The sequence below is a fragment of the Duncaniella muris genome (assembly GCF_003024805.1).
GTDB classification, from domain to species: domain Bacteria; phylum Bacteroidota; class Bacteroidia; order Bacteroidales; family Muribaculaceae; genus Duncaniella; species Duncaniella muris.
This window is the reverse complement of sequence record NZ_PUEC01000018.1, coordinates 1-26,041: the sequence shown is the minus strand read 5'-3', so window position 1 is coordinate 26,041 and position 26,041 is coordinate 1. Positions and strand designations below refer to the sequence as shown.

Annotated in this window: 24 protein-coding genes and 1 pseudogene; 10 read left to right on the top strand and 15 right to left on the bottom strand. The window is 47.9% G+C overall.

Translation table 11 applies throughout. The features are described 5' to 3' along the window. Positions 1–8 precede the first annotated feature (8 nt). On the bottom strand, positions 9–647 hold the full coding sequence (locus C5O23_RS08535) for an energy transducer TonB family protein (protein ID WP_107032529.1): 639 nt from the start codon (positions 645–647) through the stop codon (positions 9–11). Positions 648–942: 295 nt separating this feature from the next. Between C5O23_RS08535 and C5O23_RS08530 the strand changes: the two genes are divergently transcribed. The 7 genes from C5O23_RS08530 to rsgA all read left to right on the top strand — a co-directional run bounded on the left by C5O23_RS08530 (position 943) and on the right by rsgA (position 8,600). Further along, positions 943–1,926: a hypothetical protein gene (locus C5O23_RS08530; RefSeq protein ID WP_133166531.1), complete on the top strand. Its 984-nt coding sequence runs from the start codon at positions 943–945 to the stop codon at positions 1,924–1,926. 144 nt (positions 1,927–2,070) lie between these two features. Then, positions 2,071–4,152, top strand: a complete 2,082-nt coding sequence (locus C5O23_RS08525; protein WP_107032527.1) for an outer membrane beta-barrel family protein — start codon at positions 2,071–2,073, stop codon at positions 4,150–4,152. 164 nt (positions 4,153–4,316) lie between these two features. Further along, on the top strand, positions 4,317–4,652 hold the full coding sequence (locus C5O23_RS08520; protein ID WP_107032526.1) for a MerR family transcriptional regulator: 336 nt from the start codon (positions 4,317–4,319) through the stop codon (positions 4,650–4,652). Next, complete coding sequence (gene mltG / locus C5O23_RS08515) at positions 4,627–5,754, top strand: endolytic transglycosylase MltG (protein WP_240597755.1); 1,128 nt, start codon at positions 4,627–4,629, stop codon at positions 5,752–5,754. Before C5O23_RS08520 ends, mltG begins: the two co-directional genes overlap by 26 nt. A 122-nt stretch (positions 5,755–5,876) precedes the next feature. Further along, on the top strand, positions 5,877–6,722 hold the full coding sequence (locus C5O23_RS08510; RefSeq protein WP_107032525.1) for an AraC family transcriptional regulator: 846 nt from the start codon (positions 5,877–5,879) through the stop codon (positions 6,720–6,722). Positions 6,723–6,777: 55 nt separating this feature from the next. Continuing rightward, complete coding sequence (locus C5O23_RS08505) at positions 6,778–7,656, top strand: tetratricopeptide repeat protein (protein WP_107032524.1); 879 nt, start codon at positions 6,778–6,780, stop codon at positions 7,654–7,656. Further along, positions 7,653–8,600, top strand: a complete 948-nt coding sequence (gene rsgA, locus C5O23_RS08500; protein ID WP_107032523.1) for a ribosome small subunit-dependent GTPase A — start codon at positions 7,653–7,655, stop codon at positions 8,598–8,600. Before C5O23_RS08505 ends, rsgA begins: the two co-directional genes overlap by 4 nt. A gap of 98 nt (positions 8,601–8,698) precedes the next feature. On the opposite strand, the gene C5O23_RS08495 is transcribed toward rsgA, so the two are convergent. From C5O23_RS08495 to cls, 10 genes are all read right to left on the bottom strand, one after another. Then, a complete protein-coding gene (locus tag C5O23_RS08495; RefSeq protein WP_107032522.1) occupies positions 8,699–9,331 on the bottom strand; it encodes an IMPACT family protein in 633 nt (210 codons plus the stop codon). A gap of 57 nt (positions 9,332–9,388) precedes the next feature. Further along, entirely contained in the window at positions 9,389–10,441 is a 1,053-nt protein-coding gene (queA, locus tag C5O23_RS08490) for a tRNA preQ1(34) S-adenosylmethionine ribosyltransferase-isomerase QueA (protein ID WP_107032521.1), read from the bottom strand. Between the two features lie 67 nt (positions 10,442–10,508). Beyond that, on the bottom strand, positions 10,509–11,234 hold the full coding sequence (gene truB, locus C5O23_RS08485; RefSeq protein WP_107032520.1) for a tRNA pseudouridine(55) synthase TruB: 726 nt from the start codon (positions 11,232–11,234) through the stop codon (positions 10,509–10,511). 22 nt (positions 11,235–11,256) lie between these two features. Then, a complete protein-coding gene (locus C5O23_RS08480) occupies positions 11,257–12,075 on the bottom strand; it encodes an undecaprenyl-diphosphate phosphatase (protein ID WP_107032519.1) in 819 nt (272 codons plus the stop codon). Between the two features lie 32 nt (positions 12,076–12,107). Beyond that, positions 12,108–12,395, bottom strand: coding sequence for a DUF3098 domain-containing protein (locus C5O23_RS08475; RefSeq protein WP_107032518.1), 288 nt, complete (start codon positions 12,393–12,395; stop codon positions 12,108–12,110). Positions 12,396–12,412: 17 nt separating this feature from the next. Further along, positions 12,413–13,291: a cell division protein FtsX gene (locus C5O23_RS08470; RefSeq protein WP_107032517.1), complete on the bottom strand. Its 879-nt coding sequence runs from the start codon at positions 13,289–13,291 to the stop codon at positions 12,413–12,415. A gap of 106 nt (positions 13,292–13,397) precedes the next feature. After that, positions 13,398–14,468 (bottom strand): RluA family pseudouridine synthase, encoded by a 1,071-nt coding sequence (locus tag C5O23_RS08465; RefSeq protein WP_107032516.1) that lies wholly within the window; start codon positions 14,466–14,468, stop codon positions 13,398–13,400. A 2-nt stretch (positions 14,469–14,470) separates the two neighbouring features. Continuing rightward, positions 14,471–15,061, bottom strand: a complete 591-nt coding sequence (locus C5O23_RS08460; RefSeq protein ID WP_107032515.1) for a PASTA domain-containing protein — start codon at positions 15,059–15,061, stop codon at positions 14,471–14,473. Positions 15,062–15,107: 46 nt separating this feature from the next. Beyond that, positions 15,108–17,495, bottom strand: coding sequence for an endopeptidase La (lon, locus tag C5O23_RS08455; RefSeq protein ID WP_161553576.1), 2,388 nt, complete (start codon positions 17,493–17,495; stop codon positions 15,108–15,110). 519 nt (positions 17,496–18,014) lie between these two features. Further along, a complete protein-coding gene (gene cls, locus C5O23_RS08445; RefSeq protein ID WP_107032512.1) occupies positions 18,015–19,469 on the bottom strand; it encodes a cardiolipin synthase in 1,455 nt (484 codons plus the stop codon). Positions 19,470–19,594: 125 nt separating this feature from the next. On the opposite strand from cls, the gene C5O23_RS08440 reads away from it, so the two are divergent. The 3 genes from C5O23_RS08440 to C5O23_RS08430 all read left to right on the top strand — a co-directional run bounded on the left by C5O23_RS08440 (position 19,595) and on the right by C5O23_RS08430 (position 23,571). Further along, positions 19,595–21,550, top strand: a complete 1,956-nt coding sequence (locus C5O23_RS08440) for an NAD(+) synthase (RefSeq protein ID WP_107032511.1) — start codon at positions 19,595–19,597, stop codon at positions 21,548–21,550. Between the two features lie 47 nt (positions 21,551–21,597). After that, complete coding sequence (locus tag C5O23_RS08435; protein ID WP_107032510.1) at positions 21,598–22,761, top strand: dicarboxylate/amino acid:cation symporter; 1,164 nt, start codon at positions 21,598–21,600, stop codon at positions 22,759–22,761. 84 nt (positions 22,762–22,845) lie between these two features. Next, positions 22,846–23,571: a GIN domain-containing protein gene (locus tag C5O23_RS08430; protein WP_107032509.1), complete on the top strand. Its 726-nt coding sequence runs from the start codon at positions 22,846–22,848 to the stop codon at positions 23,569–23,571. Positions 23,572–23,660: 89 nt separating this feature from the next. On the opposite strand, the gene C5O23_RS08425 is transcribed toward C5O23_RS08430, so the two are convergent. The 4 genes and pseudogenes from C5O23_RS08425 to C5O23_RS14705 form a co-directional block, all read right to left on the bottom strand. Next, positions 23,661–24,356: a GIN domain-containing protein gene (locus C5O23_RS08425; RefSeq protein ID WP_107032508.1), complete on the bottom strand. Its 696-nt coding sequence runs from the start codon at positions 24,354–24,356 to the stop codon at positions 23,661–23,663. Continuing rightward, positions 24,353–25,357 carry a tRNA dihydrouridine synthase DusB gene (dusB, locus tag C5O23_RS08420; RefSeq protein ID WP_107032507.1) on the bottom strand — a complete coding sequence of 335 codons (1,005 nt, stop codon included), beginning with the start codon at positions 25,355–25,357 and terminating at the stop codon, positions 24,353–24,355. Before dusB ends, C5O23_RS08425 begins: the two co-directional genes overlap by 4 nt. Before the next feature lie 225 nt (positions 25,358–25,582). After that, positions 25,583–25,783: a hypothetical protein gene (locus C5O23_RS08415; protein ID WP_107032506.1), complete on the bottom strand. Its 201-nt coding sequence runs from the start codon at positions 25,781–25,783 to the stop codon at positions 25,583–25,585. A 122-nt stretch (positions 25,784–25,905) separates the two neighbouring features. After that, positions 25,906–26,041, bottom strand: a pseudogene (locus C5O23_RS14705) (IS30 family transposase); the annotation flags it as partial.

The window sequence follows — 26,041 nt, the reverse complement described above, 5'->3', positions numbered from 1 at the left end:
ACTCCTTTTTATCTGATATAAATTGCATTCGGATCTTTGAACACAATCGGGAGAGCCATTCCGACCGGCATCTTCTTTGGAGTATAGTATTTGACCCGAAACTTAGGCATTTCACCAACCAGCCTCAAAGCCCCTTCATTGACAGCCTCGTTTTTGCTCTGTTTCAACATTTTAGCATCTGTGATTTCACCGTCAGGCTGAACCTTAAACAAAACCACTACCCTTTCATGTCCCTTATATCCTTCCGGAATTCTGTTGTTGGCGCTCAACCATTCCTTCAACAGACCGTTACCTCCCGGAAATTCACATATAGGATCATAATTTTCAAACAGATGCTTTCTGATTTCATCGGCTTTCGTTTTCAGTTGAGACAGAGTTTTTGAAGGCAACGTAAAGAAAACTGCCTGATTCCCAAAATTGTCATTTTTAATTTCAATCTTCTCTATTGATTGTGGCTCGACCATTTCCAGCATGAGCCCCGGAATCCATTCATCATTGAAATAGTAGAAAACAGTATTCGTGTCACTCTCTGTCAGAGGGAATCGTATCTCCCTATAACTATAAGTACTGTCATTATATAATTGTTGGGCGAATAGCGCTATACATGACTGGATCAACACAACAGAGACAAGCAATAGTTTTTTCATAATTTTTTATTTGGAGAGTTAAAAAATTCTTCTGAGTTTATCGGCTAATTGCAGATCAAAGGCAGAGAAAAGATGCTATCAGGCATAATTAAATCCGGCTTAAAATCACAGAATTTCAGATAATTCACCACTCTCCGCACTCGCTTTTAAAACAATTTAACTTAACCCATATAACAATGTATAACAGCATCATAATCTGAAAAATCACCATTCGTCATTCTGAAAATAGCGGCCGATTGACAATAAAGACAAGCCGATATTGTATGGTACAGAATTTTTTGCTTAATTTTGCATCATGCGTAGTCTGCTTTACATAGTCATTATGGTCATTGTCACCGGATGCAGTTATTCAAGTTCGCATCCGGTAGTGCTTGATGAGGCCGAACGCCTCATGCAGAGTGATCCATCCGCAGCTATGTCTCGGCTCAACAGCATTGATGTGTCCGAATTCCGCGACTCAGCCACGATGGCTCGTTGGGCGCTTCTTTACAGCGAGGCGATGGTTATCAACCGACTCTCAGCACCCACAGATACTATAATAAATATAGCCGTAGACTACTACAACAGGCACAACCAGACTGATGAACACAAAAAAGCTTCACGGCTTAAAGCCTTGATACAGTCAACCGGTGGATCCGATGCTCTTGCCACAGCGCTCTACCTACAGAAAGAAAAGGAGTTCCTTCTGTATAAAGAAAGGGCCAAACGTGAGATGCAGTTGATAATCGGCCTTGTCATTCTCCTTTTTGCCACCATGACAATCGTCTGGATGCGACAACGCATCAGATTACAGTCAGCCCGCAACGATGCACTGATGTCTGAGGCCTCCGGGCTTAAAATTCAGATTGATGCCAACCGTGATGACATCGGGCGCCTCGAATCAAAGCTCCACGGCCTGCTTGAAAGCCGTTTTACATTAATTGACTCCCTCTGCCAGACATATTATGAGTCGCAAGGCACAAAAACTGAACGAAAGGCGATAATCGACAAAGTAAAAGCTGAAATCGAGTCTGTTCGCACCGATTCTTTCCCTGACATGGAGCAGGCCGTAAACGACTGCCGCGACAATCTTCTCATCAAAGTCCGTGAGTATTACCCAGCCATTAAGCCGGAAGACTATCAACTTTTGGTTTATCTCGCAAGCGGACTTTCGACTCGCACAGCAAGTCTGCTCCTTGGCGAATCCGTCGATGTGATATACAAACGTAAATCACGACTGAAAGCGCGCCTCAAAGAGAACGCAGCGTCTGGCTGCCCAGACATTATGCCTGTTTTTTAAGTCATTTTCAACAGCGGTCAGACTTTTCCGAAAGCCGATAAAACACACCCCTTATTATCAATCGATTACAATCAGCCCGGTCAGATTATTATTTTGGATTGACAGAGGTTATGTGAGTAATTTTGCAGCATAAATCTTACTCGCATGAACACAAAAACATTCATCACAGGTCTCACCATTCTTTTTGCCTTCATTACGGCGAAAGCTCAACATCAAGCAGTGCCTGACAGCCTCACACATGAGCTGCAGGAGATCATTGTCACGGCAAAACAACCTGCCACAAAACTCGTTGGCTCAACTCTTGTATCTACCATTCCAGGCTCGAAGCTTGCCACACTCGGCAATGCTCTCGATGTCCTCGCCCAACTTCCTATGATAAAGGTACAGGACGATGCCGTCTGTGTCATAGGCAAAAACAACCTTGAAATCTATATCAACGGGCGAGAGATGCGCGATGAGCAGGAACTGCGACAGATACTGTCCTCAAATCTGAAAAAAGTAGAACTATTGATGGCTCCGGGCGCAGCCTACGCAAGTACGACAGACGCAGTGCTGAAAATCACGACCAGGCGCAATTTCATTGATGGCCTCTCGGCCACCAACCAGCTTCGGGTTCAGCGACGACGCAAATGGTCGGTCATGGATGATCTTGATCTCAGCTACCGGGCCGCTAATTGGGATCTGTTTGTCAACAGTTCAGTAAATTACAATAATTCACTTGCTAAAGGCTCCACCACAAACGCGCTCACATATGAGGGGACAAAAACAGTGGTAGGTAGCAGCCAGAACAATTCCTACCCTACAGCAACAGGAGTTGTCAAAGCTGGTTTCAACTATGCCAAAGGCACCCAATCAGCAGGAGCATATTATCGCTACAATCCTGAACACGGCGACTTTAAAAATTCCGGAACCGAATGGATTGACAACAATCCTGCACTTAGGCGTGATATCGACAAGCACATCCGTGCCCACAGCCACCTCGCATCAGTGTACTATGAGAACACATTTGCAAACAAATACAGAATCCATTTTGACGGAGACTTCCGTATCTCGGAAGGCAACAGCAGCGTGGCAACGACATATCCTGAATCAGCAGATCCGGATGTCAACTCTACGGATAAGCGCAAATCCTCTCTCTGGGCTGCCAAACTCTACCTGGATTACCCTATCTGGAACGGGAATTTCACCATAGGCACACAGGACAGCTACACACATACCAGACTTGACTACCACATGCTCAACAACCTGATAGGAGAATACATTCCATCCTCTCTGACCGACACAAAGCAGACTTCAGCCGCGCTTTTCGCGTCATGGTCACGCATGTTCGGGAAGTTTTCTCTTTCTGCCGGAGCAAGATACGAGTATGTTGACTATGACTTCAAGACCGATGGAAAGCGCGATAAAGACGTAAGCCGCCGCGACCATATGCTTACACCAGACATTTCGCTCGGCTACACATTCAATAATGACGCTCAGATCAGCCTGAGCTATAAAATGTCCACGGTGAAACCTCCATATTCCCGCCTTACAGGATCGTTAAACTATGTCGGGCAACACGAAATAGAGGGTGGCAATCCAAGTCTGCGTGATGAAAGAATGCATGACATCAGGCTTTTCGGGATGTGGAAAGATTTTATACTACAGGGCGATCTGACACGTAGCCTTGACACATACGCTTACATCAAGGAACTATATCCAGCAAACAGCCTGCAACTGCTCATGCACCCGGTCAACATTGACGTTACCGCACTCAGCTTATACCTTGTATGGAGCAAGCCCGTCGGTTGCTGGACACCGAATGTCACAGCCGGATTGTATCGACAATGGCTGACTCTCGACAATACAAGCCACAATAAGCCTATATTTTCATACTACTTTGACAATACGTTCTCACTGCCTCACGGATGGTCGATAACAGCCAATATGAACGGACAGACAGAGGGAGACATGCACACAAACCGATTCGGTGCGACATGGATGTCAATTGACGCTTCCGTCGTAAAAACATTTCTGAACAGATCTCTGACCGTCAGACTCTCGGCAACTGACATATTCAACACCGCGAACAACGATTGGACAATGAACACCTGTGGTGTCTTTGTCGACAAAAAGCAGAGCTATGACCGCAGAGGCATCGCTCTTAGCCTGATCTACAGATTTCAGCCCCGCAAGAGCGCATATAAAGGAGTTCCGGCTTCCGAAGCAGAACTTAAACGCCTGTAGAAACAGCAGGCCATACCGGCAGAGCCTTGTCCCCGGAGAGTATCTGGCAACATTTTTAGACACCCCTCCGCACAAGGCTCTGCTCTATTCGTAGAAAGTATTGTCAGATTCGGATTTTATGGCTAATTTTGCCTGCAATTTGAGCTAACAGCCTCCGATTGCCAATGGACAGCACGAGCAAAAAATATTATAAAATCAGCGAAGTAGCCGAAATGGTAGGACTGCCAATGTCAACACTGCGTTTCTGGGAGAACATCTTCCCGACAATCAATCCACGCAGAAACGACCGTGGCACACGATTTTATACTCCTCGTGACATCGAAGCGATACGCATGATCAGCTACCTCGTCAAGGACAAAGGCATGAAACTTGAAGCGGCTCAAGAAGAACTCAAACGCAATCGCGACGGCATTACAAAAAAATTCGAGACCGTGCAGCGGCTAAGGCAGGTCCGCGACCGTCTGCAGGAAATGCTTGATTCGCTCCACCATCTTCGCTAAACACGGTTTCAGACAGAATAACCCCTTAAAATTCACAGCCCTGGCAACACAAACTAAACGGAAGAAAAAGAAGAAACAGTCATGGGGACAGAGACACAGCCTCGGACTGCTCATCGGAGCAATCGCTATCTTCGTAGCGGTATGCTCGGCCATAGGATTCGTATTTATCCCCTACTCCGCCAAAGACGGCAAAAGCGAGTGGATCTATATTCCGAAGGGCATCTCAACAAATGCAGTCAAAGACTCGATGAAACATTCGCTGGGATCATCAATGGGTACCCGCGTCTATATAATCTGGAAACTGTTCGGAGGAAATTCTGATGTTTCGCAGGGAGCCTATAAAGTGAGTGGAGGCCAAAGCGCACTGAATATCAGCAAACGCATAGCACGCGGACGCCAGACACCTGTCGATGTCCGGTTCAACGGCACAAGAACCATGAAACAGCTGTCTGAGCGTATAGCCTCACAGCTTCAATGCACTCCTGATGAATTCCAGCGTGCATGTGAAGAAGTCCTGCCTGACAGCGGTTTTTCACGGCCGAACTTCCCGGCCGCATTTATTCCTGACAGCTATGAGTTTTACTGGAGCGCCTCTCCGGCCAATGTGGTCAGACGCCTGCTTGACTACCGCAACCGATTTTGGAGCAAAGAGCGCCGGTCCAAAGCCGCAAGCCTTGGACTTACACCCTCTCAGGTAGCGACAATTGCATCCATTGTTGAGGAAGAGACAGCAAAAGCCGATGAAAAGCCGAAAGTGGCGCGTCTGTATCTCAACCGTCTCAAAAAAGGGATAAAACTGCAGGCCGACCCAACAGTCAAGTTTGCAACAGGTGACTTCACCCTGCGCAGAATCACCGGTAAGCACCTTGCTATCGAATCGCCATACAATACATATAAAGTCAACGGACTCCCACCCGGACCTATCAGAATACCGGCAGCTGCAACAATTGACGCGGTGCTGAATGCTCCGAAACACGACTACATATACATGTGTGCGAAAGAAGACTTTTCAGGCTACCACAACTTTGCCTCTGACTATGCAACACACATGGCCAATGCCCGGCGCTATCAGGCCGAACTTAACCGACGTGGAATACGCTGACCGCCAAACTGGACAAAATTTAACCACCCGAAACAACTTTAAACTCAAAAAAGCGAGAAACTGACCACTTTCTATTGAAATAATTCCTACCTTTGCAGCGAAACAAACATCAATTGATTCCGATGATCTCAGCTCTACACGACCGTCCGTATGAAACAATAAGAGTGTTTCGCTCACTTTCTGAAATCAGCAACGTCAAATTTCCCTCACGTCTTGCCCACATGCTTTTAGCCGTGTGCAGACAGGGCGAGATTTCAGCGACCGTTGATGTCGCCCCCAGGTATATGGGGCCTAATTCTCTTATGGTCCTCAAACCCGGCCATATCATCAGCCAGTGCAAAGAAAGTCACGACTTCGAAGGCTTTTTCATTGTGGTTCATGAAGACAAGCTGAACGAAATTCTGCCATCGCTCCATTTCGTAGCCCCCTACACTCTCCACTACAACTCCAACCCGATCATCGAGATGACTGCAGAGGAACTTGAAAGCCAGTATCTGATCTATGAGATGCTCCAGAAGCAGATCAGGCTTGAAGGCCGCCCGTTCAACAAACTGACTCTCGGCGCCAGCTGCGAACTCCTGTTCTACAACACCCTCAGCATCTATGCCTCAAGATCGGAAGACCACAGTCACCATTCCAGGCGCGAAGAACTACTGGCCAATTTCATTGACCTGATTGAAACCCACTTCAAATCAGAACGCGCGGTCAATTTCTACGCCGACAAACTTTTTGTAACTCCAAAGCATCTTTCTGCTGTACTTAAAGATATCAGCGGAAAGACCGCAGGAGAATGGATTGATCACCGTGTGATCCTCGAAGCAAAACTCATGCTCCGAAGCACTGGCATGAACATCCAGGAAATAAGTCTGGCGCTGAACTTCTCCAACCAGTCGTTTTTCGGGAAATACTTCAAGCATCTTACCGGCATGTCGCCTCGTGACTACCGCAACAAGCTGTCTGAAAATTGATTTCAAGCCACCATTCACGGTCGGCGCCCTCTCTTTCACCACCATAGTTTCCAAAATGAAAATACTTCTGAATATATTCCGCACAAGTATACTGATATTATCCATACTGACACCCTGTTTCACCGCCACGGCCTCAACGGCCAAACCGGAAGAGGACAGCCCTTACATGCAAAAAGTAGATGAAGCCGACAAGGCCTGCAACGAAGGGAAATGGAAAGAAGCAGCCGAGGCTCTGACAGCAGCTCTGAAGTTAGAGCCCGGCAACCCATCAAACATTCTTCTCATGTCGAATCTCGGAATAATCAGATTCAATATGGGTCAGGACTCTTTGGCTCTGGCCATACTGACTGACGCACATGTGATGGCTCCGGCATCAGTCACCATACTCAGCAACCGCGCCCGCGTTCTCTCTGCACTCGGAATGGAAGAAGAGGCATACAAGGACTATGATCTGATCCTGCAACTTGACTCGACGGTTATCAGCCCTCGTTTTCATCACTGTCTGCTCGCCTTAAGAGCTCATAAATTCAAGACCGCGAAAGCTGATTTCGAATTCATGGAGCGTAATTTCCCCTCCGAGACCGAGACCAACATAGCCGGTGCCTCTGTACTGAGCGGGACCGGAGAATTTGCAGCAGCCATCCCCTATTACAACAAAGTTCTTGAAGAGCACAAGGATGCCGAATTCTACAGTGGTCGCGGTTATTGCCACATGCTCTGCGGAAATCTACAGGATGCTTCGGATGATATCAACGCAGCATTATCAATGACCCCAGATGATGGTGAACTCTATCTCTACCGTGCAGCGTTAAATAAAATGCGCTATCGGCCCGACGACGCCAAGGCCGATGCACTAAAGGCAATCGAACTCGGCGTGGACAAGAAAAGAGCGGCGCAATTTTTAGACAAACAATCAAACAGTAAATCGAAATGACCGGAACTGTAATCAAAAATACCGGAAGCAGCTATCTCGTGCGCACCGAAAGCGGCGAAGACCTTAACTGCAAGATAAAAGGAAATTTCAGGCTGAAAGGAATCCGTACTACCAATCCAGTGGCTGTCGGAGATCACGTGACCGTAAGTCTGCCTGACGGTGACACGGGCTATATCACCGCGATTGCACCCCGGCGCAACTATATAATCCGCAAAGCAAGCAACCTTTCCAAGCAGGCCCACATATTGGCGGCAAATCTTGATCAGGTATGTCTTGTGGTGACACTCTTCCATCCAACAACCTCCACCACATTTATTGACCGTTTTCTGGCTACAGCCGAAGCCTATCGTGTGCCGGCTGTTATAGTCATAAACAAAATAGACCTGCTTGAAGATGATCCTGACGCAATGGAATATCTCAACGCCGCAAGCTATCTGTATGAATCCATCGGCTATCCAGTGGTGAAAGTATCGGCCAAAACCGGTGAAGGGCTGGAGACTCTACGTGAAAATCTCAGAGGAAAAACGACATTGTTTTCCGGCAATTCCGGAGTTGGCAAATCCACTCTGATCAACGATCTTATTCCCGGACTGCAACTTGCCACCGCCTCGATCTCATCGACTCATGACACCGGCATGCATACCACTACCTTTTCAGAAATGTTTGATCTGCCGGATATGGACGAGCCGTCTGCAATCATTGACACTCCGGGCGTAAAGGGATTCGGGACACTCGAATTTGACCGCCATGAGGTAAGCCACTTTTTCCCTGAGATATTCAAAACCGGAGCGGAATGCCGCTACAGCGACTGCACACACACTCACGAACCGGGATGTGCCGTCAGAGAGGCAGTAGACGATCACCGGATATCAGAGTCACGCTACGCATCATACCTGTCGATACTTGAAGATTCCGAAGAAGACAAATACCGCAAAGGCTACTGATCTGCGCCTCTATGACTGTAAGACAAGACCTGACACGGGAATCTGCAATGCCACTATGTGGGGTTGTATAAATTTAACATTTATTGTCTAACCGGCTCTTAATTTTCAGAATCCTCAGGGGCGATGACAGATGTGCCGGATATCGCTTCAAGACGGCCGGATAATTCCGGTAGAAGATCAAGAGGCAAAGACAACGTCATGGAGCAGGTGTTATCGAAATCCTGCGAAATTATTTTCACACATTCACGGCCATTGGCAGGATTCTGAGCTTTCACAAGTTTCATGACATCGTTCATGGCCAGATACGGAAAAGTCAGGCTGAGAGTTGTCATATCGCGGCCTTCTATGATTTCGGCCGCTTCAATCGCCAGCCGGGCCGCTTCACGATAAGCTGCAATAAGGCCGGATGTGCCAAGTTTGATCCCTCCGAAGTATCTGACAACGATTATCAGCACATTGGTCAGCCCGAATGAGTTGATCTGGCCGAGTATGGGCTTGCCGGCAGTGCCGGAAGGTTCTCCGTTGTCTGACGAAAGAAACTCCTTCCTGTCTGATCCAAGCATATAGGCCCAGCACACATGGCGCGCATCGTGATACTCATTTGTATACAGCGCCACATACTCTTTAGCCTCCGCAGCCGTGGTGACCGGAATGGCAAAAGAGATGAAGCGGCTCATCTTTTCACGAAAAGCCGCTTCACTTTGATTCGCAATGGTCAGATAATTGGCCATATATTGATTATAGTCAGAGAATATCAGTAAGAGAGGGTATTAATTGATCTCCCAAAGTTATGATACAATGAGCATGGCATCACCATATACTCCGAACTTGTAACCTTCCTTAACAGCTTTCTTATAAGCGTCCATGACAAGATCATAGCCTCCGAAAGCAGCTACCATCATGAGCATTGTGGAATACGGCAGATGGAAATTCGACACAAGCGCATCTGTAACCGAGAAATCATAAGGCGGGAATATGAACTTGTTGGTCCATCCTGAGTAAGTCTTCATGTGGTCGCCCATGCTGACAGAACTTGCAACCGCACGGAGCACCGAGGTGCCGACCGCACAGACACGATGGCCGCCGTCTTTAGTGGCATTGACAAGCTTTACAAGTTCTTCATCGGCCTCCATCTCTTCAGAATCCATGCGATGCTTTGTCAGATCCTCGACATCAATGTCACGGTAGTTGCCGAGGCCGCTGTGGATTGTGATAAAGCCCTGGTTCACACCTTTGATTTCAAGACGCTTGAGGAGTTCACGCGAGAAATGGAGCGCGGCACCGGGCACAATCACCGCTCCTTCCTTACGGGCAAAGATGGTCTGATAGCGTTCGGCATCCTCTTCGTCCGGCTCGCGGTTTATGTAGTAAGGCAGAGGTGTGGTGCCGAGTTTATACAGTTCCTTCTTGAATTCTTCATGCGGGCCGTCATAGAGGAAACGGAGTGTACGGCCGCGTGATGTTGTATTGTCAATCACTTCCGCCACCATCGACTCATCGTCACCGAAATAAAGCTTGTTGCCGATGCGGATCTTGCGAGCCGGTTCCACAAGAACGTCCCAAAGTTTATTTTCAGCACTGAGTTCACGCAACAGGAAAACCTCGATACGAGCGCCGGTCTTCTCCTTGTTGCCATAAAGGCGGGCCGGGAATACCATCGTGTCGTTATAGACAAACAGGTCTCCGTCATCGAAATAGTCAATGATATCCTTGAAAATTTTGTGTTCTATTTCTCCGGTACGACGGTTTACAACCATCATTCTTGACTGGTCCCGTTCAGGAGCCGGACGCTGGGCGATAAGCTCTTCCGGAAGGCGGAATTTAAATTGCGATAATTTCATCCTTAAATATCTGATAAACTTTTAGAACTGATTTCTGAATAATTAAACGTGAATAATTCCGGAGTGATCAACTTTGAGATTCCTCTCCTTCAGGGAAAGTCACTTCTGCATTTCTGATCATCTCTACAGCAGCGTCGACACTAAGACAGCGCTCTATGGTAGCCTCGCCCACTCTTGTGCGGCGCAAGCCGATCAGATGCGCTCCGGAGCCAAGAGCCTCACCGATGTCACGCGCAAGAGCCCGGATATAAGTTCCTTTGCTGCAAACAATTCTGAGCGTCAAGACCATCGAAGCCTGATCAAAGTCTGTGATCTCAATGGTGTCAATGACCAGCACTTTGGGCTTAAGTTCTACATCGTGACCTTTGCGTGCCATCTTATAGGCCCGTTTGCCATCGACCTTACATGCTGAAAATGCGGGTGGGACCTGCTCTATGCGACCTATAAAACGAGGTAAAATCTCCTGTATCGACTCAAGAGTTATATGTTCAGTCGGATATGTGTCATCGACTTCCGTTTCAAGGTCAAAAGAAGGGGTTGTTGCTCCGAGTTGCAGAGTGGCGACATACTCTTTCACTCCAGCCTGCAGCGATTCTATCAGTTTGGTCGCACGACCGGTCACCACAACCATAACTCCCGTAGCAAGGGGGTCAAGCGTTCCGGCATGTCCCACCTTGAATTTTTTTCTATGAATCTTGTGGAGGATAACACCTCGCAGACGCTTTACCACATCAAACGAAGTCCATTCAAGAGGCTTGTCAATATATAAAATTTCTCCGGTTACGAAATCCATACTTAAAAAGGGGAAATTGTATTTACCACACGATGCAGAGCACACCGACTATGAGACAGTAGACTGCAAACCATACCAGTTTGCCTTTCTTGACAATGCTTATCATCCACTTGCAAGCCGCACAGCCGACCACAAACGAAGCGATGAAACCTACAAGCAGCGGCCACATACCGATGGCCTCACCGACACCTTCTCCTGCAATAAGATCCTTAGCGCTAAGCAACGCTTCACCGAGTATAGGGATGATGACCATAAAGAATGAGAACTGGGCTATCTTGTCACGCTTGTCGCCAAGAAGCAGACCGGTGGCAATCGTAGTACCTGAACGGCTCAAACCGGGTAGCACCGCCACTGCCTGAGCACAACCGATGATAAAAGCATCGGTCCATGAAATCTCATGACCTCTGATGCCCTCTCTCTTCTCCCGGTCAGGATTACGGAAAAAGAAAGCAAATGACAGCAGACATGCGGTCACAAGGAGGCAAATACCGACCACAAGCAGTCCGCCTCCGAAAAACTGTTCTACAAAATCTTTAAACAGCAAGCCGACAACCGCTACAGGAATACAAGACAGAAGAATCTTGCAGACATAGAAAAACTTATCATCTCTCGCTATTGTGAAAAACGACTTGCACAGCGGCACAAATTCGCTCCAAAGGACTACGATGGTACTCAAGACGGTAGCCACATGCAGTACAATATCAAATTCAAGAGCGTCAGCACCGGCAAGCCTAAGGCCAAGAATCTCGCGGCAGATTTCAAGATGGCCGCTGCTGCTTATAGGGAGATATTCGGCCAAGCCCTGCACTATGCCAAGGACAAGGGCATCAATACAATCCATTTCTTTTAATTCCTTTTAGTTGATTTTCTTATTCACACTTTCCGTTTAGGGCTATACATTATAGCAAATCCCATAAAGATAAAACCGAGAAATGCTATAGTCGGGCCTACAACCACGCGGCGGACTGAAAAAATATCAGCATTAAAGGCATCCCAATCGGTAGCCCCACCAGCCATGAGGCAGAAACCAAGCACGATCATAACTCCGGCAATAGCCATGAGTATGAAATTCATTTTCAAAAAAGGAAGCTGACTGCGGCTCTCAGGATCGAGCTGAGAACCTTGGGGAGCAGATGGCTTTGTTGTCTGTTTGTATGCCATTATATTAATATATGTAGTTATTTAAACATTTCATCATATGACAGGCGCAAGTATCTATTGGTCGCAAACAATGCCGCAATCAGGCAGATCAACACTCCGGTCACAAGCAAAGCGCCCACAACCGGGAGCACCGTCCGGAGAGTGAACATCTCCGCTACCGGAAGGTCAAGCGAACGGCAGTAAAGCACAACCAGAGCCAAGGCAATGGAAGCTATAAGTCCCGCCACAAGTCCATTGACAATATTATCGACAAGGAACGGACGGCGTATAAAACTGCCTGTCGCACCGACAAGTTTCATTGTATAGATTGTAAAACGCCGTGCATAGACCGAAAGTCTGACAGTGTTGAAAATCAGCACGAATGACACGATCAAAAGGGCTACGGCAACAATAAGAAGCCCCAGCCCGACGCTGCGAAGGGTGGCGTTCACCTTATCCACAAGTTCTGTATGGACTTTGACTTCGCTGACTTGCGGCATGAGCATCAGAGGAGCGATCATCCGGTCAAGACTGTCAGACGATGCGTATTCCGAAGTAACATGCACTTCAAGTTCGCCTACAAAAGGATTTATCCCTGAAAGCTTTACAATATCCTCGTCCTCTCCGACCATCGACTGCCAGCGTTCAAGAACAACATCCGGAGAAGAATAAACCGTAGATGACACCCCCGATGCCTTATCAAACATTTTTTTGACAGCATCTATATCAGAAGCTGTCACATCTTCGTTGAACAAAACAACAAACCCCATATTCTCACGTATATTGTCGGTGACAACACGTGTGGCAATCCCGATCAGGGCTGCCATTCCAAGGATGAAAAGAACCAAAGCAACCGAGACTGTCGCCGTGGCACGGGTAGTAAACAAGGGTATTATGTGATGACGCCTTCTTGCCATAATAGATAATAGAACACAAAAATACAATCTTATTAAGCCCTTGTCAAGTAATTTAACCTAATTTTAACACATCAGATCAATATCGGGCCTCATTCAATGCCACTCTCTATCGCTGCGAGGCGTAAGAGCGCCATTTCTCAATCAGAGCCTGCATGTCAGCCGGAATCGGAGCGCTGAAAAACATTTCTTCTCCGGTCACCGGATGGACAAAGCCCAAAGTCCTGGCATGGAGTGCCTGACGAGGGCACAATTCAAAGCAGTTGGCTACAAATTTCTGATATGATCCGCTTCGTTCGCCACGCAGCACCACATCGCCGCCATAGCGGGCATCAGAAAACAGCGGATGGCCGATATGGCGCATATGGACTCTGATCTGATGGGTGCGTCCGGTTTCAAGCACACATTTCACCAACGCCACATGTCCGAAATCTTCAAGCACCTCATAGTGAGTGACAGCATGCTTTCCTGTCGGATCATCGGGCGGAAGCACTGTCATCTGCAGGCGATCTTTCGGATTCCGGCCTATATTGCCTTCGATGCGCCCGCTTAACGGCGATGGAACTCCCCACACCAAGGCATTGTATTCACGTTTTGTGGTCTTATTAAAGAATTGACGGCCAAGATGGGTTTTGGCATCAGGCGTCTTGGCTACGACAAGAAGGCCGGAGGTATCTTTGTCAATTCTATGTACAAGCCCAAGCCGCGGATCACTCACATCGTAATCCGGATTGTCCCTGAAATGCCATGCCAGAGCGTTGACCAAAGTCCCGGAATAGTTTCCGTGACCGGGATGCACCACAAGTCCGGCAGGCTTATTGACCACCAGGAGCTGATCGTCCTCATAAACGATCTCAAGCGGAATATCCTCTGCAATGATCTCAAGTTCATATCGCGGACGGTCCATCACGATCTGGATGACATCCAGCGGTTTGACCCGGTAGTTTGACTTGACAGCCTTGCCGTTGACCAGAATGCAACCTGCGTCAGCAGCCTGCTGGATACGGTTGCGCGATGACTTTTCAAGCTTTGTGACAAGATATTTGTCTACACGCAGCAGTTGCTGCCCCTTGTCGACAATGAAACGGAAATGCTCATAGAGCTCGCCTTCGCCACCCGAAGCAGAAATCTCGCAGTCAAGAGCTCCGCCAAGTTCTTCATCAAAATCCTCGACTGTCATGATCAGAACAGATTCAGTTGTTCGCCGGCCGATTCGACCGAATCTTCGCCGACCGTATCAATGAGTTCCTCGGCTTTGCCCTCGCCAACTTCAAGTTCGATTGTAGCATTGACCGGAACACGTGCACCGGGAGAAAGCCGTGTGCCTTTATAACGGACAGCCAACACAAGATCTTTAAAGTCGCTCGGAACCCGTTTTTCAACCACCTTCTTTATCTCCAGACCTTCAAGAATTGATTTGGCCTGGCGCAAGGATATGTCGGTAAGAGTAGGCAACGAAACCATTTTTGGGGAAAATGCGTTGATTGTCAAATATATTTCTCGTCCTTCCTTAACGATGGTTCCAACCTTGGGATTCTGATCAATCACTGTGCCCGGACGAGTAGACTTGTCATAGACGGAGTCGCTCAACACGGCGACCAATCCATGCTGATCAAGCCTGGCGGCAGCTTCGCCATAAGAAAGAGTCTTGACCGGAGGCACTGTTATTGTATCGTCATGGCGTGTCCAGACGTCGAGCCAAAGCATGGCCAGCCATCCGATAGCTACAGCCACTATTATCATGATCCCGATATGGAGAAAAACTTTCTTCATGTCTTTTAAAATGTATAGTTGAGTGATCGAGAGGATTCTTTACGACTCAGTCGCCAAACGCCACCGCAAATACTTCGTCAATTGTCCTGACATAATGAAATGTCAGTCCTGCGATATAGATAGGCTTGATGTCTTCGATATTTTTCCGGTTATCGGTACAGAGTATTATGTCAGTGATTCCCGCCCGCTTCGCCGCAAGCATCTTTTCTTTGATTCCGCCGACCGGCAACACTTTGCCACGCAGGGTGATCTCGCCGGTCATTGCAAGACGTGGTTTCACAGGGCGCCCGGTCAAAGCAGAAAGGATAGACACACACATGGTGATACCGGCCGAAGGGCCGTCCTTCGGAATGGCTCCTTCAGGCACATGAATGTGCAGCTGGCGGTTCTCGAAACTGTCAGGATCAATGCCATTTGCCGCAGATCGCGCCTTTACCACCTGAGTGGCTATGACTGCCGACTCTTTCATCACATCGCCGAGATTTCCGGTGATGGTCAGCTTCTCACCTTTCCCTTGGGTGACAGATGTCTCAATAAAAAGAATCTCACCTCCTACCGCAGTCCATGCCAGTCCGGTGGCAACACCTGGGGTATCCGACACTTCATAACGTTCAGGCGTGTAAGCCTCTACTCCGAGGTAGTCTACCAGATCACCGGCTTCAACGGTGAGTTTATAGTCCTTACCGCGCATTTTGTTAAGCACGATCTTTCTGATCACTTTGGCAAGTTCCTTTTCAAGCATGCGCACACCGCTTTCTCCGGTGTAGCTTTCTATAATTTTCGAAAGAGCATCGGTTGTAAACGCGATTTCGTCTTTCCCGAATCCATTTTCTTCGGAAATACGCGGAATCAGATGCTTGCGCGCGATTTCTATCTTTTCTTCAGGAAGATAACCTGAGATATCGATAACCTCCATTCGGTCGAGCAATGGGCGGGGAATAGTAGAAAGAGTATTGGCTGTGGCGATAAAGAGCACATGTGACAAATCATAGTCCACATCAACATAGTTGTCATGGAAATGACTGTTCTGTTCAGGGTCAAGCACTTCAAGCAGAGCCGATGACGGATCGCCCTTGAAGTCACTGCCGGTTTTGTCTATTTCATCAAGGAGAAGCACCGGATTTGACGAACCGGCTCTCTTGACAGCATCAATTATACGGCCTGGCATCGCTCCGATATATGTGCGACGGTGTCCGCGGATCTCCGCTTCGTCATGCAGGCCGCCGAGTGAAACTCGCTGATAGTTACGTCCAAGCGCTTTGGCTATAGACTGTCCCAAAGAGGTCTTTCCGACTCCAGGCGCACCGACAAGACAAATGATTGGCGAACGGCCTTCAGGTGTGTTCATCATCACCGCAAGCTGTTCAAGGATTCTCTCCTTGACTTTTTCCAGACCGTAATGGTCTTCATCAAGAACTCTTTCGGCAGAAGCAAAATCAGCGTTCAGAGGGGTCGATTTTCCCCAAGGAAGATCTGTCAGCAATTGCAGATAGGAATACTGCACACTATAATCGGGGCTCTGGGGGTTCAGACGTCTGAGCTTTTCGAGTTCTTTTGCGAATGTGCGGCGCACGGGCTGGGGAAAGTCGATATCCTTGGCTTTCGCTTCAAGTGTGGCACAGTCATCATCATCGCCATACAGCTCCTCGCGCAAAACCTCAAACTGATGCTGGAGGAATGCGTTGCGCTGCTGCTCGTCAATGTTACGCCGAGCTTTGCGGTGGACTTCCGCTCGGATCTCGGCCATCTCCTCGCTATGAGCAAGATGGCTGAGAAGAAGCTGTCCGCGATCTTTCAGACGGTTCTTTTTCAGCAATTCGATCTTGACCTCCGGAGTAAAAGGCGAGTGGGTACAGATCATATTGATCAGCAACTGGGGACCTGGGATATTTTCTATATTGAAGGCCAGATCGCTCATCTTTTCATTTCCGCTCTGGAGTATATTGAGAGTGGTCTGCCGGATGTCATCGACGATAGCCACAAACTCTTTGTCGGATGACCGCGACACACTGTCATGAACTGGTTTGACCTGGGCAGACAGAACACCGGGGATATGGCTTCCGGCAGAAAGACCTTCTATCTTGATTTTTTCGCGGGCTGCTATTATGGCCGTATGTGTGCCGTCAGGCAAATCAAATGTCTTCAGGACATCGGCCACTACGCCATATTCATACAGATCGTCAAGTACAGGAGTTTCAACTGATGCTACTTTCTGACAGAATATTCCAACCGGAATGCTGTGTTCAGCAGCAGCCGATGCTGTCCGAACAGAGGCTTCACGCCCCAATGTAATCGGGAAAGTAACACCCGGGAACAGAACGAGGTCCCGCATGGCTATGATCGGGAGATCTGAGAAATTTGGCTTAGGCCGCTCGGAGGGGACTCCTATATCTATCTGTCCTACTGAAACTATCTTTGTTGTATCTTCTTTCATACTCTTATCCATGATTAGCCGGTTTTGCAACGTCAGTAAGCACAATGCAAAACAAGGCCTCAAAGTTACAAAAAAATCCACAATTACCTCCTATATATTGTGCAGTATTTCCAAAATTACACTTTAACACATTTTAACCGAATTACATTTTATTACTTTCTCCCCGCTCCCAAAAACAGATTTCAGACATCTGCAAGCACTCCTTTATAAATTCAAACTTTGAAGCACGATTCCGGATAATTCCGCACCTCGGCGCCACGCAATAGCGCAAATTAATATTAGGAATTAACAAAATAATACTATAACTTTGCAACAACATCACGGGAGCAATGCTCAAAAACATTCTTAAAACAATTTTGAATCCGTGGCGTTACCCCAAAAACTCTACTTCTTATAATAGAGACATTTGCATTATTAGACATTTATAAATCCACTGACGTTAAGTACTATGTGTAAGCAGCGAAGGATGACCGTGAGGCCAGCCTTCGTTTTTTATATATACCCCGATCCGGAATTCAATCAAAGTATCGGACTAAGCAATCTGCAGAGCGATTCAAACGCACGAGTGGCACGACTGCGACGATTCCAGTCAGCAAGTTTAAGACGCTTGCATTCAGAAGCGTCCGCTTCAAATCCGCGAGTCAACGCTTCATTTGCCTCAGCAGAATAAAGAAGCACGTTTTCTTCAAAATTATGCTCCATGCTTCTGAAATCAAAATTAGTAGAGCCTAATGTGGAGAAATCGTCATCCACAATCATAACTTTCGAATGAAGCATACCAGCCTCATAGAGATATATTTTCACTCCTGCAAGCAAGCATTCTTCTATATAGCTGTGAGACGCGTATGTCAGAATTTTCGAGTCAGCTGACATCGGCATCATCACCCTCACATCCACTCCGGCCAAAGACACCGACTCCAGAGCCTTCAGAAGCCCGTCGCTCGGCAGGAAATACGGTGTTTGAAGCCATATTCTGCGCCGGGCAGTGGATATGGCCTTATAGAACAGCAACGTCATATTGCCCCAACGATCATTCGGACCGGAAGCAAGCATCTGCAACGTGACTCCCCGCATGCAGTCTTTGACTCCGTCAGGTATTCCCGACACCGGATCACACAGCAATGGCTGGCCCATAAACTTCCAATCGACAGCAAAATTATACTGCAAAGCCGCCACACCCGGCCCAGATATCCTTGCCGCAGTATCACGCCATTTTCCCCGGCCGGTCCCTCTGACATAACGGTCAGCCACATTCATGCCCCCGATATAACCGACATTACCGTCAATCACAACAACCTTACGGTGATTGCGCCAGTTCACTCTGTTGACATGACTCGGAAACGACAGGCGAAAAAACGAATGAACCTCCACCCCGTTCTCCTTCATGCGACGGAAGAAATCCAGTCGCCTCGCATCAAAAGAACCGATGTAGTCATAGATGACACGGACCTTGACTCCGGCCTGAGCCCGTTCGACAAGAATGTCGCGCAACCGACGGCCGAGCGAATCGTTAGCTATGATATAAAACTGAAGATTTATATAAGACCTTGCATGACGGAGGTCATCAAACAATTCTTCAAAATGACGTTCTCCGTTATTGAAAATCTTTATCTGATTTCCAGTGTAAAGGTTAGCCCCCCCTATATTATATGCCAGACGTATACGCTGGCGGTTTTCCGCTGAAAGCCCCTTGTCAAGCTTCGGCAGCGGCAATGTATTTTCCAGTTTGAGCAAACGCCTGCGGTTACGCCGCGAGATCATACGCACATTACGTATGCTGCGTCCGAATATGAAATACAGAATAATCCCTCCTACCGGAAACAGCAGCAACGCCATGATCCACCCCAATGCCTTGAGCGGATTACGGTTCTCGCTTATGACAATCCCGATAACACACAAGATCAACACCCCGTAGGCCATCATCAGGCTCCACCAGATGCTCTCCCAGTCTAAAGTGATATAGTCAAACTGCATAATATACCAATGTCAGCAAGCACAAAGTTAAACCTATTTTTAAAATTTATCAACTTATACTATAAAAATAGCGGATTTATTTCTAATTTCGTGCTCCAAATCACGTATTTTACATATATCATCCCATGCACAACGGTTTTATTCGCATAGCAGCCGCAGCCCCGACCGTAAAGGTGGCCGATGTAGGGTTCAATCTCGACGGCATAAAGTCAAAACTGATGGAACTTGAATCAAGTCGGGTCGAACTGGCCGTATTCCCGGAAATGAGCCTTACGGCTTACACCTGCGGGGATCTTTTCCACAATGCCACACTTCTTGATGCGGCCGCAAAGGCCCTTATCGACCTTCGAGACTATTCAAAGAACCTTAACGTGCATTTTGCAGTCGGATTGCCGGTGCGTCATGCCGGCGCGCTCTACAACTGCGCAGCCTTTATACGCAACGGCAAAGTTGACCTTGTCTCAAAATCCTACATTCCGAATTACAACGAGTTTTACGAACGGCGCTGGTGGCGCCCGCTGCCACCCGGCTCATGCGAGACTGTGGAAATCTGCGGCGAAACTTTCGAAATGTCCTCAGGCCGCATCTTCCGCTCCCACGGAACTTTGGTCGGAATAGAAATCTGCGAAGATCTCTGGGTGCCGATTCCACCTTCATGCCGACTCGCAATGGCCGGTGCACAGATCATTCTGAATCTGTCTGCATCCGACGACCTTATCGGCAAATATAAATATCTCACATCCCTGCTGCAACAGCAGTCTGCCCGCTGCCTCTGCGCCTATGCATACGCCGGAGCCGGATGGGGAGAATCATCCACCGACCTTACTTTTGACGGAAAAGCTATTATCTGCGAAAACGGCGCAACACTCCAAGCTAACCGACGCTGGGATCCGTCAGACAACACATCGATTGCCGACGTCGATATCCAGGCGCTTGAACGAGACCGCATACACATGACCACATTTGCGGATTGCTCCTCAACTGAGTGCAAGGGAATTACAATCGAAGACTCAAGCTCTGATTCAAGTATCTGCATCACTTGCCAAAACTCCGGATCGGACACCCTGGCTCAGGCATTACTCCGCAACATAGATCCTCACCCCTTTGTCCCCGCAGGCTCTGAAGCGATCCACGAACGCTGCGAAGAAATCATAAACATCCAAGTTGCCGCTCTGGCCAAAAGGCTTGACGCAATCTGTTGCCACACTCTAACCGTAGGCATCTCCGGCGGTCTCGATTCCACGCTCGCACTCCTGATCGCCGTCAGAACATTTGACCGCCTGGGCCTTGACCGCAAAGGAATAATCGGCGTCACGATGCCCGGCTTTGGAACAACAGACAGAACTCATTCAAACGCAGTAGACCTGATGAGCCATCTGGGCGTGACATCACGAGAAATAAGCATCGGCGCCGCAGTAAAGCAACACTTTAAAGACATTGGACACAACCCGGAAAATCACGATGTTACATATGAGAATTCACAGGCTCGCCAACGCACAATGCTTCTGATGGACATTGCCAATCAGACCGGAGGCATAGTGCTTGGCACAGGCGACCTTTCGGAACTTGCCTTGGGCTGGGCAACCTACAACGGAGACCACATGTCTATGTACGGAGTAAACGCAGGAGTCCCCAAAACTCTGGTCAAATACCTTGTCAACTATTTTGCATCTGAAGCCCCGGAAAAATCCGAAGTCCGCAGATGCCTGCTCGACATCATAGACACACCCATCAGCCCCGAACTTATTCCAGCCGACAGCGACGGCAACATCCGACAGAAGACAGAAGACCTCGTAGGCCCCTATGAACTTCACGACTTCTTCCTTTACTATATGTTGCGCTACGGCTTTACCCCTGAAAGAATCTACCTCCTTGCCCGCAACGCCTTTACAGCAGACGAATACTCCGACGAAACCATAACTCACTGGCTTTCGGTGTTTATGTGCAGATTCTTCAACCAGCAGTTCAAGCGATCTTGCCTGCCTGACGGACCAAAAGTCGGCTCTGTCTGCCTATCGCCACGAGGTGACTGGCGCATGCCATCCGATGCGTCATCCACGCTTTGGCGCCAGAACCGCTGATACAATGCCGATCATTCATCACAACAACCTCTTAAATCTGTAATTTCATGAAATTAAGCCTCCTTCCACGCATCCTCATCGCCATTGTGATCGGCACACTGCTTGGTCTGATAGCTCCTGCATGGTGCGGCAGAATCATGGCTACTTTCAATGCCATTTTCTCCCAGTTCCTCGGCTTCATGATTCCGATGATCATAGTCGGTTTTGTAGCGCCGGCCATAGCCGATATCGGAGGCCGCGCCGGCAAACTGCTTGTTGTAACCGCAGCCATCGCATACATAGCCACCTTCATGGCCGGAATCCTCTCCTACTTCACCGGCACATTGACCTTCCCGTCTCTGATTGGAGGCGAAGAGAGTATCGCTATAAGCGAAAACGCCTCGCAGCTGCTGCCGTATTTCACAATTGAAATGCCCCCTCTTATGACAGTAATGACCGCTCTTGTCCTTGCATTCATGCTCGGCCTCGGCATGGCGTTTCTCAACGGGAAGTCCCTTAAAAATGGTTTTTCAGAATTCCGCGACATTGTTTCCAAGACCATCGACGCAGCCATTCTGCCGCTTCTGCCCATCTACATCTTCGGCATTTTCCTCAACATGACCATTGAAGGACAGGTCGGAATGATCCTCAAATGCTTCATGAAGATCATAGTCATAATATTCATTCTCCATGTCTTCATTCTGGTTCTCCAGTATTGCATAGCCGCCCCGTTTGCCAGCAAAAACCCGTTACGGATGCTGCAAACCATGCTCCCTGCCTATTTTACAGCCCTCGGCACACAATCTTCAGCCGCCACAATACCTGTGACGCTCCGCCAGGCAATAAAAATGGGCGTCCGCGAGGACATCGCAGGCTTTGTCATCCCACTATGCGCCACAATCCACATGAGTGGCAGCACCCTGAAAATTGTAGCCTGCGCCTTGGCTTTGATGATCATGCACAATCAGCCACATGACCTTGGCCTGTTCTGCCACTTCATCGGCATGCTCGGCATCACAATCATAGCAGCTCCGGGAATTCCAGGCGGCGCCATAATGGCATCCATTGGGCTGCTGCAGTCGATACTCGGCTTCGACGAACAGATGGTAGCCCTCATGATAGCCCTTTACATAGCAATGGACAGCTTCGGCACAGCCTGCAACGTAACCGGCGACGGCGCGATAGCAGCCATCATCAACCGCATCTTTCCTCCGGAGGCGAGCAAACAATAACAGAAATTTGTAAAAGGCTGAATGTAACTTTTCCGAATTTCTCGCGTCATATTATAAAAAACTGTTTCAACAATTATTATTATTATGACACTGAAAAAATCCATTCTGAGCACTTTGTGCCTAACCGTCAGCCTGATCGCCTTTGCCGAATCAAAAGTTCTGAAAATCACCAAACAAATCGAGGCCATAGAAGCAAGCGCCGGAGTCAACGTGATCTACAAACCCACAACCGGGGAAAACACCAACGTAACTATATCCGGCGATGCAAAACGGATTGAATTTATTGATGTAAAAGTCAGCGGCAAAACACTTGAAATCCAGCCAAAGCACAATTGGAAAAGCTCCAATAAGAAAATCAACGGCGTCACCGTCACAGTGTCAACTCCGATTGTCTGCTCTGTAGAAGCATCTTCAGGAGCTACCGTAAAGTGCACAAATCCGATTTCATCATCCAAAAAGAAAATCAGCCTCGAAGCCTCTTCTGCCGGCAGAATCGTCTTCGCATCACTGACTGCCGCCAAACTTGACATTGAAGCATCCTCCGGAGCCTCTGTCATAACCGGGAATCTCAATGCTTCACATATAGAACTCGAAGCATCATCCGGAGCAAGCGTAAAAACAGCAGCCATAAAAGCGGAGCATATCAGTTGCGAGGCATCATCCGCAGGCTCGATTTCCATTACTTCCGGACAGGCAGACAGAGGCGATTTCGAAGCATCCAGCGCAGGTTCGATAAAAGCCCCCGCCCTCAAAGTCAACCGCTCGACAGTCGAAAAATCATCAGCCGGATCAATCAAAGTCGCAAACTGATCCTACAAGTCTGACAATACCGACAGAAAAAAATCCCGCGGCTCCGGCATATCGGACCGCGGGATTTCTATATCTCCATAAACAACCTCTTACTGCTGCATCGGAAGGGTCTTGACTCCGACAGTGCGGTTCTTGATTTCGGGATTGCCTTTATAGTAGACCTTAGTGCTGCCCACGCCGGAAACAGCAAGAGACTCCTGAGGCCATACTCCTATTGACCCGGTACCTCCAGCCTTGACTTTGACATCAACAGCCTTCAGCTCATCAGCCTGAATAACGCCGGTTCCCATGAATTTGACATTAGCCCGCTGACATTCACCACCGACAACCAAAGTCCCATTACCGGTCTGAATAGCGGCATTGACCTCAGTTGCCTTCACGTAAGGAACTGAAAGACGGCCATTACCGATCAGAGTCGCAGTGAATTTCGGACATTCTGTAATCCTCACAGCCTTAACAAGGGAATCTCCCGAATTTTCAATCTTGTTAAGATAAGAAGAATAGACATAAACAACAGGCAGATCTTTAGACCCTACACTTTCAGTAGAAATCTGCATGGAAAGCTTTCCGCCTTTATTATTGAAAATCAGAGCTGAAGCCTGTTCAGAAGGACACGTAAAAACAGCCATGCCGGCCGAATCCGTACTACTTGAATAGACAACTCTAATTGCATCAACCACTTTCAGCTCATGAAATTCGTTGACTTTCAATTCATATTTCACAAGCCCGGAGGCCGATGCTCCAAGGAAGCAAAGCGACATAAGTAAGGTGGTCAGTGTTTTCATATCTCGTTTTCTTTTGATTGGTTTTCTTTTACAATTTCTTCTACTCGGTCAAGGACACCGAACAGATCATCGACAGTCGATGCTCTAAGCATTTCAATGCGAGTATCGCGGAAATGCGATATCCCCTTGAAAAGAGGCGAAGCCGCAAGATGGCGACGTATATGCAAAATGCCTCTGTATTCATCTATCCGACTGACACTCTCTCTAATCTGACGGCGTATCAGGGCGAATTTTTCCCCCACACTCAAAGGCTCAGCCCCACTTCCGTCAATCAGGCTTCTGATTTCATGAAAAATCCAGGGAGCACCGATTGAAGCGCGCCCTACCATCACCCCGTCAACACCGTAACGATCAAAAGCATCACGGGCCTGTTCCGGAGCAGTGATATCGCCATTGCCAATCAGCGGAATGGTCAGACGCGGGTTTTCTTTGACTTTAGCTATCATTTCCCAGTCAGCCGATCCGGTGTACATCTGAGAGCGTGTACGGCCATGCACAGTCAAAGCCTTTATACCGCAGTCCTGAAGTTGCTCAGCCAGCTCGACTATTATCTTGGAATTATGATCCCAGCCCAAACGGGTCTTTACCGTGACAGGTAGTTTGACAGCATCAACCACAGCACGTGTGATCGAGAGCATTTTCGGAATATCGCGCAACATTCCTGCCCCCGCACCCTTGCCGGCCACCTTTTTAACTGGGCACCCGAAATTTATGTCTATGATGTCAGGGCCGGCTGCTTCGACTATTTTTGCAGCCTCTACCATAGGCTCGATTTCACGACCATATATCTGGATTGCGGTAGGACGTTCGGCCGGATCTATAGCAAGTTTGCGGGTAGTAGCCGGAATGTCACGTATGAGCGCATCCGCACTGACAAACTCAGTATAGACCATCGAGGCTCCTTGCTCCTTGCACATCAGGCGGAAAGAGCGGTCTGTCACGTCTTCCATCGGGGCAAGCATCACCGGACGCTCGCCCAAATCTATGTTACATATCTGCATAAGTGCTAATTCTAAAACAAAATTAGCAATTTTTCTCTCAAATATAAAATATAAGCGTCCAAAAGCATAAGATATTCTTCTTATCCACCAATCCCAAGGACAATCTGACGCAGCCCCACGTTCCGGCTATTGACACAAATATATAAAAAAAGAAGCTGGTCGCTCTTGGAGCAATCAGCTTGATTTCTTTCGTGTGAAAGTTGCGTCTGTGTCTGTTTGCCTGAATTATTCAGCAACAACAGCAGCAGAATCAACAACAGCAGCAGCGCTGTCAGCAGGAGCTACAGAATCAGCTACAACAACTTCTTCTACAGCAACTTCTTCTACAACTGCAGAGTCAGCAGCTTCAGCCTTCTTGTCAGAAGAACCGCAAGAGAAAAGAGATGCGCTGAAAACTACAGCGAGTAATAAAACTAACTTTTTCATTTTCTTTTTGATTAAATTATAAAACAATTTTAAGCTTCAAAAACACCGCAAAGGTAAGACATTTTATTTACATACCAAACTTTTTTTATTATTTTTTTGTTGGGAATGAACCCACCGCAGGTTCAACTGGCAAGTGCAAAATTAGCGATTTGTTTGAAGAACTCGGTTTTCGGGTTTGAAAAACCGAGTTTTTTCCGTGGTCTGAGGTTTAGTTTCTTTGCGACATTCTTGATGTATAGGTCAGTGAAATCATTGAAA

Coding starts and splice junctions, on each gene's coding strand:
- C5O23_RS08535 (WP_107032529.1), bottom strand. CDS start 647: ATGAAAAAACTATTGCTTGTCTCTGTTGTGTTGATCCAGTCATGTATA.
- C5O23_RS08530 (WP_133166531.1), top strand. CDS start 943: ATGCGTAGTCTGCTTTACATAGTCATTATGGTCATTGTCACCGGATGC.
- C5O23_RS08525 (WP_107032527.1), top strand. CDS start 2,071: ATGAACACAAAAACATTCATCACAGGTCTCACCATTCTTTTTGCCTTC.
- C5O23_RS08520 (WP_107032526.1), top strand. CDS start 4,317: ATGGACAGCACGAGCAAAAAATATTATAAAATCAGCGAAGTAGCCGAA.
- C5O23_RS08510 (WP_107032525.1), top strand. CDS start 5,877: ATGATCTCAGCTCTACACGACCGTCCGTATGAAACAATAAGAGTGTTT.
- C5O23_RS08505 (WP_107032524.1), top strand. CDS start 6,778: ATGAAAATACTTCTGAATATATTCCGCACAAGTATACTGATATTATCC.
- rsgA (WP_107032523.1), top strand. CDS start 7,653: ATGACCGGAACTGTAATCAAAAATACCGGAAGCAGCTATCTCGTGCGC.
- C5O23_RS08495 (WP_107032522.1), bottom strand. CDS start 9,331: ATGGCCAATTATCTGACCATTGCGAATCAAAGTGAAGCGGCTTTTCGT.
- queA (WP_107032521.1), bottom strand. CDS start 10,441: ATGAAATTATCGCAATTTAAATTCCGCCTTCCGGAAGAGCTTATCGCC.
- truB (WP_107032520.1), bottom strand. CDS start 11,234: ATGGATTTCGTAACCGGAGAAATTTTATATATTGACAAGCCTCTTGAA.
- C5O23_RS08480 (WP_107032519.1), bottom strand. CDS start 12,075: ATGGATTGTATTGATGCCCTTGTCCTTGGCATAGTGCAGGGCTTGGCC.
- C5O23_RS08475 (WP_107032518.1), bottom strand. CDS start 12,395: ATGGCATACAAACAGACAACAAAGCCATCTGCTCCCCAAGGTTCTCAG.
- C5O23_RS08470 (WP_107032517.1), bottom strand. CDS start 13,291: ATGGCAAGAAGGCGTCATCACATAATACCCTTGTTTACTACCCGTGCC.
- C5O23_RS08465 (WP_107032516.1), bottom strand. CDS start 14,468: ATGACAGTCGAGGATTTTGATGAAGAACTTGGCGGAGCTCTTGACTGC.
- C5O23_RS08460 (WP_107032515.1), bottom strand. CDS start 15,061: ATGAAGAAAGTTTTTCTCCATATCGGGATCATGATAATAGTGGCTGTA.
- lon (WP_161553576.1), bottom strand. CDS start 17,495: ATGAAAGAAGATACAACAAAGATAGTTTCAGTAGGACAGATAGATATA.
- cls (WP_107032512.1), bottom strand. CDS start 19,469: ATGCAGTTTGACTATATCACTTTAGACTGGGAGAGCATCTGGTGGAGC.
- C5O23_RS08440 (WP_107032511.1), top strand. CDS start 19,595: ATGCACAACGGTTTTATTCGCATAGCAGCCGCAGCCCCGACCGTAAAG.
- C5O23_RS08435 (WP_107032510.1), top strand. CDS start 21,598: ATGAAATTAAGCCTCCTTCCACGCATCCTCATCGCCATTGTGATCGGC.
- C5O23_RS08430 (WP_107032509.1), top strand. CDS start 22,846: ATGACACTGAAAAAATCCATTCTGAGCACTTTGTGCCTAACCGTCAGC.
- C5O23_RS08425 (WP_107032508.1), bottom strand. CDS start 24,356: ATGAAAACACTGACCACCTTACTTATGTCGCTTTGCTTCCTTGGAGCA.
- dusB (WP_107032507.1), bottom strand. CDS start 25,357: ATGCAGATATGTAACATAGATTTGGGCGAGCGTCCGGTGATGCTTGCC.
- C5O23_RS08415 (WP_107032506.1), bottom strand. CDS start 25,783: ATGAAAAAGTTAGTTTTATTACTCGCTGTAGTTTTCAGCGCATCTCTT.